The sequence below is a fragment of the Microbulbifer aggregans genome (genome assembly GCF_020524005.1).
Lineage (GTDB): Bacteria > Pseudomonadota > Gammaproteobacteria > Pseudomonadales > Cellvibrionaceae > Microbulbifer > Microbulbifer aggregans_A.
The window spans coordinates 67306-81572 of sequence record NZ_JAIVKK010000012.1 but is presented as its reverse complement, the minus strand read 5'-3'; the positions used below and the strand labels follow the sequence as shown (position 1 = coordinate 81572).

The 14267-nt window shown below is 58.2% G+C and carries 12 protein-coding genes; 7 read left to right on the top strand and 5 right to left on the bottom strand.

Translation table 11 applies throughout. The features are described 5' to 3' along the window. Window positions 1–414 precede the first annotated feature (414 nt). Both LC093_RS18240 and LC093_RS18235 read left to right on the top strand, forming a co-directional pair. Window positions 415–1107: an HAD family hydrolase gene (locus tag LC093_RS18240; protein ID WP_226668223.1), complete on the top strand. Its 693-nt coding sequence runs from the start codon at window positions 415–417 to the stop codon at window positions 1105–1107. An 80-nt stretch (window positions 1108–1187) separates the two neighbouring features. Beyond that, the gene (locus LC093_RS18235) at window positions 1188–2390 is read left to right on the top strand and encodes an imelysin family protein (protein ID WP_226668221.1); all 1203 of its coding nucleotides are present in this window, start codon (window positions 1188–1190) and stop codon (window positions 2388–2390) included. A 73-nt stretch (window positions 2391–2463) separates the two neighbouring features. Here the strand turns inward: LC093_RS18235 and LC093_RS18230 are convergent, their stop codons facing one another. From LC093_RS18230 to LC093_RS18210, 5 genes are all read right to left on the bottom strand, one after another. Next, a complete protein-coding gene (locus tag LC093_RS18230) occupies window positions 2464–2997 on the bottom strand; it encodes a DUF882 domain-containing protein (protein WP_226668218.1) in 534 nt (177 codons plus the stop codon). A 674-nt stretch (window positions 2998–3671) separates the two neighbouring features. Then, the gene (locus LC093_RS18225; RefSeq protein ID WP_226668215.1) at window positions 3672–4856 is read right to left on the bottom strand and encodes a L,D-transpeptidase family protein; all 1185 of its coding nucleotides are present in this window, start codon (window positions 4854–4856) and stop codon (window positions 3672–3674) included. Between the two features lie 12 nt (window positions 4857–4868). Beyond that, the gene (locus LC093_RS18220; RefSeq protein ID WP_226668212.1) at window positions 4869–6200 is read right to left on the bottom strand and encodes a L,D-transpeptidase family protein; all 1332 of its coding nucleotides are present in this window, start codon (window positions 6198–6200) and stop codon (window positions 4869–4871) included. Window positions 6201–6440: 240 nt separating this feature from the next. Then, the gene (locus LC093_RS18215; protein WP_226668208.1) at window positions 6441–8363 is read right to left on the bottom strand and encodes a L,D-transpeptidase family protein; all 1923 of its coding nucleotides are present in this window, start codon (window positions 8361–8363) and stop codon (window positions 6441–6443) included. A 357-nt stretch (window positions 8364–8720) separates the two neighbouring features. Further along, entirely contained in the window at window positions 8721–9572 is an 852-nt protein-coding gene (locus tag LC093_RS18210) for an NRDE family protein (protein ID WP_226668205.1), read from the bottom strand. Window positions 9573–9627: 55 nt separating this feature from the next. On the opposite strand from LC093_RS18210, the gene lgt reads away from it, so the two are divergent. The 5 genes from lgt (at window position 9628) to LC093_RS18185 (ending at window position 14253) form a co-directional block, all read left to right on the top strand. Beyond that, window positions 9628–10476: a prolipoprotein diacylglyceryl transferase gene (lgt, locus tag LC093_RS18205; protein WP_226668203.1), complete on the top strand. Its 849-nt coding sequence runs from the start codon at window positions 9628–9630 to the stop codon at window positions 10474–10476. Beyond that, entirely contained in the window at window positions 10476–11309 is an 834-nt protein-coding gene (locus LC093_RS18200) for a thymidylate synthase (RefSeq protein ID WP_226668200.1), read from the top strand. Before lgt ends, LC093_RS18200 begins: the two co-directional genes overlap by 1 nt. Continuing rightward, entirely contained in the window at window positions 11309–11830 is a 522-nt protein-coding gene (locus LC093_RS18195; protein WP_226668338.1) for a dihydrofolate reductase, read from the top strand. The genes LC093_RS18200 and LC093_RS18195 overlap by 1 nt, the downstream gene beginning before the upstream one ends. 273 nt (window positions 11831–12103) lie before the next feature. After that, on the top strand, window positions 12104–12886 hold the full coding sequence (locus LC093_RS18190) for a DUF3450 domain-containing protein (protein WP_226668197.1): 783 nt from the start codon (window positions 12104–12106) through the stop codon (window positions 12884–12886). Continuing rightward, complete coding sequence (locus LC093_RS18185; RefSeq protein WP_226668194.1) at window positions 12883–14253, top strand: MotA/TolQ/ExbB proton channel family protein; 1371 nt, start codon at window positions 12883–12885, stop codon at window positions 14251–14253. Before LC093_RS18190 ends, LC093_RS18185 begins: the two co-directional genes overlap by 4 nt. Window positions 14254–14267 lie beyond the last annotated feature (14 nt).

Here is a 14267-nt window from a genome sequence, read left to right as displayed (position 1 = left end):
TTGCTGTCGTTATTCGAAACGTTACCAGTGGCTTCTGCGGCCTGCCGGCGGTCATTTCTACCGCTCTTGGTCTTATCATTGCGCGCAGAATTTCTGGCGGGTTTGCGGCGTTTTTTTCGCCCGGCGGGTGGTTGCTTGCCGTCGCCCAAAATTCCGTCCTCAATTTTTTATGGTGCGGTGTTTGCCGCACACAGTTGTTCTGCATTGTTCCACAGCGACTGAATTACGGCAATTCAGTGAAACGGGTCTGTGTATGCCTTTTACCGACAGGTTAGAATCGCGTGCCATTTCGGCGCCCAAATAGCAGTGTCGGTGTGCGGCAGGGCAATGGATGATTGGGACGCGTGGCACAAAATTGGTCGGAAAGATCACCTGTGCGTCAAGGGTGCCCTATAGTGAAGAAAGGAGAGTTTTGTGCAGTTGGCAATTTTTGATCTGGACAACACCCTGATCGGTGGCGACAGCGATCACGCATGGGGTGAATTCCTCGTTGCCCGTGAGTGTGTGGATGGCGAGCGTTTTCGCAGTGAGAACGACCGTTTTTACCGCGATTATCAACGGGGTGATCTCGATATTTTTGCCTACCTCGAGTTTGCGCTGGAACCACTTGCGCAGATCTCTCGGGGGCAGCTGGACAACCTGCAGCGGGAATTCATGCAGGAAGTGATCAGTGAGATCTGGCTGCCCAACGCGGAGGACCTGATCCAGCGGCACCGGGAGGCGGGGCATCACATCATGATCATTACCGCGACCAACCGCTTTGTGGTGGCGCCGATTGCCGAACGCCTGGGCGTTGATACCCTGATCGCGACGGAACCGGAGGAGATTGAAGGTCGGTTCACCGGCCGGGTCGCCGGACAGCCGTGTTTTCAGGGGGGCAAGGTGTTGCGTCTGCAGGCCTGGCTGGACGAGAACAGCCATTTTGCCCGCGGCGAAAAATGGTTTTATAGCGACTCCATTAACGACCTGCCGCTGTTACAGCAGGTAGAGCACCCGGTCGCGGTTGATCCGGACGAACGCCTGCAGCGCGAAGCGCTGGAGCGTGGCTGGCGGGTGATCAGCTTGCGCGGTGATCGGGCGGAATACAGTGACGCGCTGAGTTTTTAATCAGTCTCTTGCGGCGGGTTTCCGTCTCGCAGGGGCTTCTTTTCTATTTTCAGTTTGGATATTTCGGGAATCGACATCAGGTGAGTAAAGCAGTACGACACGGGGTACTTCTTCCATTGGCCGTTACCGCCATCACGGGGTTTCTGCTGCTCAGTAGCGGCTGCGAGCGGCAGACGGAATCGCCTGCGGTGGCAGAGGGCAGCCCCGCAGCTGATACCGGGACTGTGATAAACGGCGCTGTCGCAGATGCCCTGTCCAACCAGTTCTGGCAGGCGGGGCAAACGCAGGTTATCGACGCACAGGCCGCGGCGGATGCATTGGGGCGCGCGGTGACCACACTGCTTGAGTCGCCCACAGAAGATCACCTGGAGGCCGCCAAGCTGGCATGGCTGGATGCACATCGGGAGCTGTCGGCGTCATTGCCTTATATTGAAGTCGCCTTTGCGCCGGCAGACCTGCATCAGCAGGGTGAAGAGTTACTGCTGGCCCTGAACAGCTGGCCGGCCCAGGCGGGCTATCTGGATACGGTGCCAGGTTATTCCACCAGTGGCATCGTCAATGACACCGCGATCGAGCTGACCCTGGCGAACTTGCGCAAGCAGCATCGCCTGACTGCACACGAAGAGGCCAGCACCGGGTTCCACGCACTGGAAGTTATGCTCTGGGGACCTACCAGCGAGCGCACGGCGGACCAGTTTGAAGCTGCTTCCGGTGGCGAGCACCCGGAAGCTCAGGCGGCCAACCGGCGCCGTGAGCTGACCCGCCTGATCACTCAGGGGATCGGCGAGGATATACAGCGTCTGGCGAGTCGTTGGCCACTGAATGCCAACGACCTGTCCCAGCGGTTCCTGGCCCAGGCGCCCGTGTCGCGGCTGCAGACCGTGCGCAACGCGCACGTCCAGCTGCTGCGGGATGAAGTGTTGCCGCGTATTCCTGAAAGTTCTGAAAGCGATGTGGAAAGCAGTCTCGCGGCGGATTCGAAGCAGGCCCTGTTGGCGATATTGCGCACTTTGCAGGAAAGCTGGCTGCCAGAAAACGGCAGTGGTGGTCTGGCAGACCTGTTGCTGGATCAGCCCCAGGCTGACGCCCTGACACAGGCTTTTGCCGAGCTGGAAGCGCGCTTGCTGAAAATGGAAGACCCTTTCGAGCTGGCCGATCCAGCTGAGCTACAGCGCAGTCGCGATCAGGTTGAGGTCATCACCGGGCTGATTTCCGGGGAAACCCGGGTACCGGCACAGGAGCAGGATATGACGCCGGTAAGCCTTACCAGTCCGTCGAACTGACCGCATGCGCGGTCGGAAGGCACAAAAAAAACCGGGCATTGCCCGGGTTTTTTTGTGCCTGGCTCGCGGCGTATTACCAGCGGCGAACCGGACCGGTGTCAACGTGCACGAAGTTGCTCTTCGGGTAGTAACCTACACCACCCGCCCTCAGGTCCAATGCGGCCTGGCGCAGTTTGGACAGCGCGACACCCGGCATGCGGATATCCAGGGCCATGCCGCGGGTGTGGTAGCTGCGGCGGGCCACGCCGCGGCCTGCAGCGCGCAGTTTGGCATTGGTCTTGGCTGAACGGTAACCGGAGATGATCTCGATCTCACCGCTGTAATTCAGCTTTTCTTTCAATTTGTACACGATGTCGAACAGTTTCGGATCCATACGTGTCACTTCATTGGCACGGTGGTCGCGCAGCAGTCGGTTGAACTGCTTGAGTCCGCTGCCAACGTAGTCGCCATCTGCCCAGTATGCTGTGCTCAGGCGCTCACCGGTGTGGAGGTTGCGCATTTTCAGCGTGCGCGATTTACCTACCTTTGCCAGTGCCGGGCCGGCTGAAACCGCCGCCGCGGTCGCTGCAGAAACTGCTAAAAACCTGCGTCTGGAAACTTCTTTCATACCCTGTTACCGCCTCTACTAGTTGTGTTGAGTGATGCCTTTGTTGAGTTGCCTCCGGTGCCACTCGGTATGAGAAGAATGTACAAAAAATAGACTTTGGTTACAAACTGATCAGCTCTAATGACGAATTCGTTGGAAATTGCTCTGGTGAAATTAATCCTGTGCTACTACCGGAACAGAACTTTTGTTGCGTTTTGTTCACGGAGTCTTCGGGAAAACCCGTGACAACGTTGTCAAAATGGAAATGAAATTCTTTTCTGACTGGCTGGTGTTGACTATTTGTCCTGTGACGCCGATGCCCGCAATTTGTGACAAATATCGATGAAAGCGGGGAAGTCAGCGGTTGATAGCCTGCAATGTGGCGTGGATTAGGAGCGATACCACGTGTTGACTGGCCGAGAACAGGGGAAGCGCGTCAGCGCTTCTCCCGGGTGTGGGGAATTTCGGTCTTTCACTGGGGGAATGTGGAGGTGGTCAGTCTTTCGCTATAGGTTTCCTGTACTGGCTGACCGTCGGTGCCTGTCCATGGTGCCTGTCCATGGTGCCTGTCCATGATGCCTGTCCATGATGAGGTGAGTGGGGATTCGCCACCGGCGAGGAGGCTGGTGGCGACGGTGGAAAGTTAGCACGGACTATTGGGGACCAGCCTCTGTTCAGGTTTGCCAGGTTTCTCCTCAGTGCTCGTCCAGGTGGTAGATATCCGGGCGAAACTGTACTTGGCCGTCAGGATCCACCCAGGCCGTGAAGTAGGTAATAAACAGCGGAGGTGGATCGTCCACTTTGATGGCAAAGGATTCGTCGCCAGTAGTCACCTGTGCGATACGGGTTCTGTCCCAACCCTGATGTTCGAGTAATGCATAGGCCAGCTCTTCAGGCTGTTGCAGGCGGATACAGCCATGGCTGAACGCGCGATGGCGCTGCTCGAACAGGCTCTGGGCCTGGGTATCGTGCAGATAAATGGATTGCTTGTTGGGCATGATGAATTTTACCCGGCCCAGGGTGTTGCCGGGGCCTGCGATCTGACGGAGTGTGGCTTTTCCTTTCGCCGCACTTTTGATTCCTGCATCGGAAATGGGGGTGGTGCTGTTGGTGCCGTATTTCACGACCCGGTATCCCCGCTTGTGCATTGCCTCAGGGTTATTACGCGCTTTTGGCAGCAGGTCGGTCAGCAGGATGCTGCGCGGTACCGTCCAGGTCGGGTTGAATACGACCGAGGTGACTTTGGTGCTCATGGCCGGCGTGCGCTTGCTGCTTTTGCCTACCACAGTCTTCATCGCCAGGGAGACTTTCCGGTTTTCGACCAGTTGCAGGCGGAAGTCCGGAATGTTCACCAGAATATAGCGTTTGCCGGGGGTCGGGGGCATCTTGTCCCAGCGGCTGGCATTGAGTTCCATCTGGCGTGCCAGTTCGGCCGGTGAGCGGGCGAGCGCTATCAAGGTTGGTTTGTCTGCGTAGCCGGTTACAGCCAGGCCGTGGCGGCGCTGGTAGGACTCAACGGCCAGTTGCAGGCCCGCATCGAAGCGTTTCGGGTCACCGCCACTGATTTGCAGCGGGCCAGGCTGACCGGTGTAGTCGCCGTATTTTCGCAGCAGGATGCGCAAATGGGCCACGCGCGAGGCTCTCTGGCCTGGACGTAGCGATGCGCCGGGCTCTAATGGCTGCCACTTTTTGGCCAGGTGATGGTAGCGCTGGGCGTGGCTGCGCAATTGGGCTCCAGCTGTGGCGAAGTCTACAGCATCCGCCACGGGTCGCCTGGCTGCGGTTGCTTCCGAAGTCAGGGTTGTGGCACTGATGGCAACCGCGGCCAGCAAGAGTGGCCATTGTCGCCAGGTTCGCAGATTCGGCAGTCGCAACTTCATGATGTAGGCCCCTTACTCCTCAATCCCGGAGTTCTCCGCGAGTGATGGCTGGCCGTCGCGACCGTAGATGTCCGGCCGGAAGTTCAGTAAACCTTCCTCGTCGACCCAGGCCGTCCAGTAAGTGATGTAGACCGGGATCGGCTGCTCGAGGGCTACGCCGCGGGTGCGGCTGCCTGTGGCCATCCGGGATAATTTCTCTTCGGTCCAGTTGCCCTGACTGGCGAGTACAATCCGTGCCAGTTCCTGTGGCTCCTCCAGCCGGATGCAGCCGTGGCTGAAGGCGCGCTGGTTGCGGCTGAACAGGTTTTTCTTGTTGGTGTCATGCAGAAAAATTGCCTGGCGGTTGGGTATCACGAATTTGAAACGGCCGAGTGCATTGCCGTCGCCGCCGCGCTGCTGGAGTGCGACGCTGCCGAGGCGCAGGGCGCGCAGGTTGCTGCCGCTGAATGGCACGGACTTGCCGCGGTTATTGACCAGCCGGTATCCCCCGGCGACCAGGTTAGCGCTGCCTTTCGGCAGCAGTTCCCGAACTGCAATGTTACGCGGCACCGTCCAGGTGGGGTTGAACACTACGCGGGTCAGGCGCGTGCTTAATTGCGGCGTCTTGTGTTCGGCTTTACCAACCACCACCCGCATGCGGTACTGCTCCCGTTCGCCGGCGACCAGCCGCAGGGTGAAATCAGGGATATTCACCAGAATATAGCGGTGCCCGAGATCTTTGGGCATTTCGCGCCAGCGCTCAAGATTGGCCTCAAGCGTTTGCAGCCGCTTGTCCGGCGGGGTATTCAGGTGTGAACGGGTGGCGTTGTCGATTACGCCATCGGTACGCAGGCCGTGGCGACGTTGAAATCGTTGCACAGCGGTATGCAGCTGTTCGTCGTACTTTTCCGGATCACTTGCCGGGTTCCTGTTTAACCCGCTTTCGCTCATATCTCCGGTGACGACGTAGTCTCCATATTGCATCAGCAGTGAGCGCAGGACCTTGACGCGCTCATCCCGCATGCCCGGGGCCAGAGATTGCCCGTTGGGCAGCGGTTGCCACAAATTTCCGCCTGCGAGGGCGCGGTAGCGTGCGAGCTCCTCGCGCATCAGTGCGTACTGGCGCCCGTACGGGGTGAACGGACTGTACTCGGCTTCGCGTGTCTGCTGGGATGTGTGTGGATAGGAGTGTTCTGTCGCCTGCTCGACGGCATTGGCTGTGGTTCTCTCTTTTTGCGCTTGTTCTTTCGGTTGTTGCGGGTTGTCGCCCTCTGTGGCCTGAGCGGTTAGCGATAGAAACACCGCGGCCAGCGCGGCGCGGTTGAAGAGCAGATTGGCCGTGTGATTGGCACCCTTGAATCCCATGCTTGTACCCCTGAACCCGAAAGTCTGTAAGCCCTGAACACTAATCCGCTGCCCGGATCTGTTTCCGGGTCAGCCGCCACAGCCGCAAGCGACAGTGGTTATGTTCCTAATTGGTAACTTGTGACCGGGGTGGTACCAAATTCGATTGGGGTATGCGGAGGGGGGCTCTTCCGTTGGATTCGGAATAAATGCCGGGCGGCGGGGCCGCCCGGCGAATGGAATCAGAGGGGGGACGAAAAACTAGTCGAACTGATTGGCTGCCAGGCCATCCCGGCCGTAGATGTCGGGACGGAAGTTCATACGTCCTTCGCCATCGACCCAGGCGGTCCAGTAGGTAACGTAGACTTTGATGTTCTGGCTCATTTTGACTTCGGTGGTTTCATCACCGGTGGTCAGCTGCTCAATCCGATAGCGGCTCCAGTCACCTGGCTCGCTGCGCAGTAGGGCTTCGGCCAGTTGCCGGGGCTTTTCCAGGCGGACACAGCCGTGGCTGTAGTCGCGGTCGGTGAGCGAGAACAGGCTCTTGGCGCGGGTGTCGTGCAGGTAGATGTCATCCGAGTTGGGAATCTCGAATTTGATCCGGCCGAGAATATTCTGCTCGCCGCCTTTCTGGCGCATCAGGAATCCACCGCTGGCGGCCGTACTCAGGTTTTTTGGCGTCAGAGGAAGGTAATCGCCACTGCCATTAACTACCCGATATCCCATATTTTCCATGCCACTCGGATTGGCGCGGGCCTTGGGCAGAATCTCGTTGACCAGGATACTACGGGGCACGGTCCAGGTGGGGTTGAATACAACGCGTGCCACCCGGGTGTTGATCTCCGGTGTCTCGTGAATTTTCTTGCCGACCACTACGTTCATCGACAGCTTCACACGGTCACTTTCCACATAGTGGAGGCGGTACTCCGGTACATTCACCTGGATAAACCGCTCACCAAGTCCGGTGGGGAGTTTCTCGCGACGGCGGATATTGGCCTCGATGATGTGGGCCCGTGCAGTCGGGGAAATGTTCAGGCGCTCACGAGTGGCCTTGCCCACAATACCGTCGGGCCGGAGGCCGTGGCGGATCTGGAAGCGCACTACCGCATCGTGCAACCGCTGGTCGAATTTGTTGCTGTTGGGTTCACTGCCGTAGCTGTAGTAGTCCCCATAGAGGGCCAGCATGTTCCGCAGTATTGCAACATTCGAGTGTTTGGCGCCCAGGGTCATCGCCGGGCCGGCGGGCATCGGCCGCCAGCGACCGCTGGAAGCGATGTTGCGGTAGAACGCCAGTTGCTCGCGCAGCGCCTGGGAGTCGCCACCGTAGGGGGTGTTCTCCTCAACCCACATGCCTTCACCGTGCGCGGGTGCCATCCCGCCACTGCCGTCCTGAAGGCTGCGGAATCGCGGCATGGAGCGGGGATAGGATTGAGGGTAGGCCTGTGGATAACTACGGGTCCGGTAGCGGGCCGAGTGGCTGCTGCCATAGGTGGATGGACGCGACTGGCGCTGGGTGTAGTAGTGCGAGCGGTCGATCGATTGGCTGCCACGGTTGTAACCGCGGAAGTACTGGCGGCCACTGTCATTGGCTCTGGGAGTCACACGGGCACTGGCCATTTGAAAACCACCCTCGGTCAGGTTGACCGGAGTGATATTCCGTTGGCGCAGCGGGCGATGCTTTTTCGGGCTCTCGGGCTTGAGCTTGTCGAGTTGGGTGTCTTGCGCGTAGGAGATGAAGGCGTCCGTAAGCAGGACATCCAGCACCGCCGCCATCTGCAGCCGCTGCGGGGTATCGCGCAGGGTGCGGTCGAAATAACCCAGGTGATAACGGTAGTCCACCATGCTGCTGGGGTTGCCCGAGCTGGATGCAGTGAGCTGCTTGAGCAGGTCGTTGGCCGTGTCACTCAGGCTGTAGTTATCAAACCACAGCAACCGGTAGTCGGTGCGGCGGTAGATACGGCGTACGGCAACCGGATTGAAGATGGGGTCCTGTGCCGGCCAGGCGTCCGGGTTATCCTCCAGCCAATTTAACAGGTGCGGCCGCACGGCATTTTCCGGCAGCACGGGCACCGTTTTCTGGTTTGCGGTATAGGCGTAGTAGAGGGCAAACACACACAGACTGCCCAGGATCAACATAGGCAGTGGCGACTTGCGTTTGCGACGCTCTGGAATGAAATATGACATGGTACCTCAGCGATACAGCAGGGCGCCGGTTTACAGTGCGGAAGCCGGTGCCCGATCGTTCATACCTTCCCAACTCCGGCGCGCCTGTCCCCATTTGATCGACAGGATATTCCTGGCGACGGCGTGCCTGCGTCGAGCATCCCGCGCGACCTTCCTTTTATAGCGGCATCCGCAGAGCTCGTATTGCGCGAAACTCAACATCAGCCGGCCTGTGAAATTAAGTATGGCAACAAATGCAAAATTTGCTTGGCGCCTGGTTCATTTCACCTTACGGAATCCTTGTGGACCGGGTTTGCCGGAGTGCTGCTTACTGGATGTGCTGAGTCGGGTGAAGAGTGGGCTGAGTAGGAACGGGTGTCAGTACTCAGAGGTGTAGTGCCGGATGGGGCCACTCGCGTGCCCATGAACGTAACTCTGTTCCCACAGCTGTGTGCGTCCGCGACGATCTACTGCGACCAGGGTGCTTGCCCTGGTACCGTAGCCTCCTGTAAGAGACTGGCCGCGTTGCTCCTGGTTGCCAGAGTCGCCGTCCTCAATGCGCACGAAAATGGACGACAGCGCCCGCTCCAGCGCGGTACCTACCCCGGTGTCTGGCAGGCGCTCAATGGGCGCGCGGGTGTCATTCGCCAGTAGCGCCAGTGCCGGCATGACGAAATTATCGTTATCGAGGTTACGGGTGGCGTTACCGTGAAGTCTGGTGACCAGTTGTTCGAGGGATTTACAGCCGGACTCCACCTTGGGCCATGGCGAATCTGGCGCCCCATTGGATATGCCGTGGTAACCGGGCGACAGTTCAAATGGCTCGTGCCGATTGCCGGCGCAGATGAGTTGCGGGCGCTCGCCATGTGCATACAGCAGGGCGTTAAAGCCCCGATAGCGATGGCCCGGCAATTGGGTGGCAAAGTCCTGTGGCGGCAGGGTGCCGGTAAGAAACTGCACCGGGATATCACCCCGGGAGAGTACATCAGCGGGAGGCGCGACACCGGGCTCCCGGATATTGGTCACAGCCGCTACCCGACCGGCGGGGGCAATTCCCATCCAGGTGCCGCCAGCTTCCAGGTCTCGGCCAGCGATCAGAGACTGGTCCTGCCAGGGCGCAGCCGCTGCGGCCGGGCGCTGGTAGAACTCATCCCGGTTGGCTAGCAGCAGCAGGGGGTAGTCCCGGTGCTGCCCGAAGGCGATCAGGAGCAGACACATGTTGTCTCGCATTCGTCAATTGCAAAGTGCCATAATAACGCCCACTTCGAATAACTGCGGTTTGAGCATGCTGACTTATCCCGAAATAGATCCCGTCGCTGTGGCCATAGGTCCACTCAAGGTTCACTGGTATGGCTTGATGTATCTGGCCGGTTTTGCCGCGGCCTGGTGGCTGGCAATGCGCCGCGCCAGCAAGCCCTGGTCGCCGGTGATCAAGTCGGAAGTGGAAGACCTGATCCTGTTCTGCGCCATCGGTGTAGTGGTGGGTGGTCGCCTGGGTTACATGTTCTTTTATAACTTTCCCGAGCTGGTGGCGCACCCGCTCAGCCTGTTCAAGGTCTGGGAAGGCGGTATGAGTTTCCACGGCGGGCTCGTGGGTGTGATGCTGGCGGCGACCCTCTATGCGCGCAAGATTGGCACTACGTTCCCTGATCTGATCGATTTTGTGGCACCCCTGGTTCCCATTGGCCTGGGGCTTGGTCGCATCGGCAACTTTGTCGGCCAGGAACTTTGGGGGCGTGAAACGGAAGGCCCCTGGGGGATGGTGTTCCCGCGGGATCCCGAACTGCTCGTGCGTCACCCATCCCAGCTATACCAGGCGTTCCTCGAAGGGTTGGTACTGTTTGTGGTGCTGTGGATCTTCTCGAGTAAGCCCCGTCCACGTCTGGCCGTTGGTGGTTTGTTCCTTCTTTTATACGGATTCTTCCGCTTCCTGGTGGAGTTTGTACGCGAGCCCGACGGCCATATCGGCTTCGACCTGTTTGGCTGGATGACCCGGGGCCAGCTGTTGAGCCTGCCGATGATTGCGGCGGGTATCCTGTTACTGGTGTGGAGTTACCGCACCCAGTCGCTGCCGGAAGGCCGCAGCGAAGACGTTGAACAACTGAAAACTACAGCCAAGAGTGGCGCCAAGTAATGAAGCAGTACCTCGATTTGATGCGCCATGTGCGCGACAACGGCACCCTGAAAAGTGACCGCACCGGTACCGGCACACGCAGTGTGTTTGGTTACCAGATGCGATTTGACCTCGCGCAGGGTTTTCCGCTTATCACCACCAAAAAATGCCATCTGCGCTCGATCATTCACGAGCTGCTGTGGTTCCTTAAGGGCGATACCAATATCGAATACCTGAAGGAAAACGGCGTGCGGATCTGGGACGAGTGGGCCACAGAAGACGGTGACCTTGGACCGGTATACGGATACCAGTGGCGCTCCTGGCCCACTGCGGATGGACGCCATATTGACCAGATCAAAGAGCTGGTGGAGCAAATCAAAGCCCGCCCGGACTCCCGCCGCCTGATTATCAGTGCCTGGAATCCGGCCGATTTACCGGATGAGGGCGTGTCGCCGAGCGACAATGCCCGTGCCGGTCGCATGGCACTTGCCCCGTGCCATGCGCTGTTCCAGTTTTACGTTGCGGACGGCAAGCTCTCCTGTCAACTGTACCAACGCAGTGCAGATATTTTCCTCGGGGTGCCGTTTAATATCGCCTCCTATAGCCTGCTGACCCTGATGTTGGCCCAGGTTTGTGGACTGCAGCCGGGGGAGTTCATCCATACCTTTGGCGATGCGCATCTCTACTCGAACCATGCGGAGCAGGTTGAAGAGCAGCTGTCACGGGAGCCGCTGCCACTGCCCGAGATGGTACTCAACCCCGAGGTGAAAGACCTGTTCGAGTTCCGCTTCGAGGACTTCGAGCTGCGCGGCTATGAAGCGCATCCACATATTCCTGCTCCGGTGGCTGTATGATGGCTGGCGAGAGTAGTATCCCGCTGGCGATGATTGTGGCGATGGCGCGTAACCGGGCGATCGGCCGTGAAAACGCGCTGCCTTGGCGAATTTCCGGTGACCTGCAGTTTTTCAAACGCACCACTTTGGGGAAGCCCGTGGTCATGGGGCGTAAAACCTTCGAGTCCATCGGGCGGCCGCTGCCGGGACGGGAGAATATCGTGATTACCCGCAATCCTGACTGGCGGGCCGATGGCGTAACGGTTGTGCCGGACTTGGAACAGGCCTTGCAGGTGGCGAATACGGTCGCCAGCAAGGAGGGCGCGGAGGAAGTCATGGTGATCGGCGGGGCGCAAGTCTACCAGCAGGCCATGGCTCTGGCCGCTCGCCTGTATGTCACCGAGGTCGCCGCGGAAGTGGAAGGGGATGCCTTCTTTCCCGAAATTGACCATAGCTGGCAAGAGTCCAGCAGGGAATGTTACCCCGCTTCCGAGCGGGATGAATTTGAGTACTGCTTAGTTCAGTACGACAGGTTGAAATAAAAACAACTTGATCAATCCTTATCCCTTCGGGTAGGTTTGTTCAAAGTTTGCACAGTAAGTGTCGCTGCAAATGTGTGCAGGCAACCCGAAGTTGTTACCTCGGTGTTACCTTGCTACCCAGGAGGGGCGGCTCAGTCATTCGGCATTTGAATAATCAAATCGGCTGTTTACAATGTGCGGCTCTTAGCTGTCTTCAAACCAAAAATCTACCGCGTTGTGGCAGCTAACTCATCGCGACCATGTTGTGAAATATTGAACCCACTGGGGGGTCTAATGAAAACCAAGCGATTCATGGCTGTGGCGCTGACCACTGCGCTGTCTGCCGGCGCACTGTACGGTAGCGTAGCCACTGCGGATACACTCGATACCGTTCTCAAGGTCGGCCAGCAGAAAACTGCTGCTGCTACCGCATCTCAAAAACGCATCGACAAGATTGCTCAGGAAACTTCCGATCTGCTCCAGCAGTTCAAGGTTGTTAATAAAGAAATCGACGGTCTGCGCGTGTACAACCGCCAGCTCGAGAAGCAGCTGGCCAACCAGCTGTCCGTGATCAAGGACCTCGACGAGTCCATCGATCAGGTAACCGTGATCGAGCGTCAGATCCAGCCGCTGATCCTGCGTATGCTGGACGGCCTGGAGCAGTTCATCGAACTGGACGCGCCTTTCAAACTGGCCGATCGTAAGCAAAACCTGGCCAATGTTAAGAACAACATGGACCGTTCCGATATCACTGTAGCGGAGAAATTCCGTCAGGTGCTGGAACTGTACAAGTTCGAATCTGAATACGCCCGTAAGATCGACACCTACGGCGATACCCTGAACGTAAACGGTCAGGATCGCGAAGTAAGCGTGCTGCAGATCGGTCGTATCGCTCTGGTAGCTCAGACCACTGACTCCAAAATCTCCCTGGCTTATGACAAAGAGCAGAAGGCATGGGTTCAGATTGACGCTGGCGAATACCGTCGCGCCATCATGCAGGGTCTGAAAATCGCCAAGAAACAGGCTACCACCGACATCATGACTATGCCGATCCCGGCTCCGGAGGCTGCGCAATGAAAACCTCTATCGCCAAACGCGTCCTTGCAGTAGCAGCGGCTGGCCTGTTCAGCGTTTCTGCTGTCGCCCAGGACAAAGCTACTTCCCTGGATCAGCTGCTGAAGATGGTTCAGAGCTCCAAAATCGCTGAATCTGCCGAGCACAAAAAGCGTGAAGCAGACTTCCGTCGCCAGAAAGCCAACCAGGCTTCCCTGCTGACCCAGGCTGAAAACACCCGTACTTCCGAAGAAGCCCGCTCTGCGGCGCTGGAGAAGAAGTACGAAGAACAGGAGCTGCTGGTTCAGCAGAAGCGCCAGCAGCTGGACGAGCGCCTCGGCTCTCTGAAAGAACTGTTTGGTCACCTGACTTCTACCGCCGGCGACCTGCGCTCAAACCTGGACACTTCCCTGGTTTCCGCTCAGTACCCGGGCCGCGCTGAGTTCCTCGATCAGCTGATCGACAAAATGAACTCTGCGACCAAGCTGCCGACCATCCAGGAAATCGAGCGTCTGTGGTACGAACTGCAGCGTGAGACTGTTGAATCTGGCAAGGTTGTTAAGTTCAACGGCACTGTAATCCTGCCCGACGGTGAGCAGGTTGAGCAGGAAGTTGTGCGTGTTGGTAACTTTAACCTGGTTTCCAACGGCAAATACCTGGAAATGAACGACAAGCAGAAGATGGCTGAGCTGATCCGCCAGCCTGACGGTAAGTTCCTGAGCATGGCTTCTGACCTGCAGGCTGCTACCGAGGGCTTCTCTCCGTTCGGCCTCGACCCGACTGGTCCTACCGGTGGTTCTTACCTGAAAGCCATGATTGCTAGCCCGAGCATCGTTGAGCGCTGGCACCAGGGCAGCATCGTTGGTTACATCATCAGTGCTGTTGGTGTGGTTGCGGTACTGCTGGCTGTGTGGCGCCTGATCGTACTGTCTGGCGTAAACGCGAAAGTTAACGCGCAGCTGCGTTCCTCTACCCCGAACACCAACAACCCGCTGGGTCGTGTTCTGGCTGTAGCAGAAGAGAACAAAGGTGTAGACGGCGAGACCCTCGAACTGAAGATGGAAGAAGCGGTGCTGAAAGAGCGTCCGGCCATCGAATCCGGTCTGAACCTGCTGAAGATCATTGCCATGGTTGCTCCGCTGCTGGGTCTGCTGGGTACCGTTACCGGTATGATCATCACCTTCCAGGCGATCACCATCTTCGGCGCGGGCGATCCTAAAGCAATGGCTGGCGGTATCTCCTCTGCACTGGTAACCACCGTTCTGGGTCTGTGTGTTGCGATCCCGACTGTACTGCTGCACACCATCGTGAACGGCCGTGCCAAGCGCATCCTGCACATTCTGGACGAGCAGAGTGCCGGTATCGTTGCAGAAAACGCTGAGCGTAAATAAGAGGAGGCGGCAAC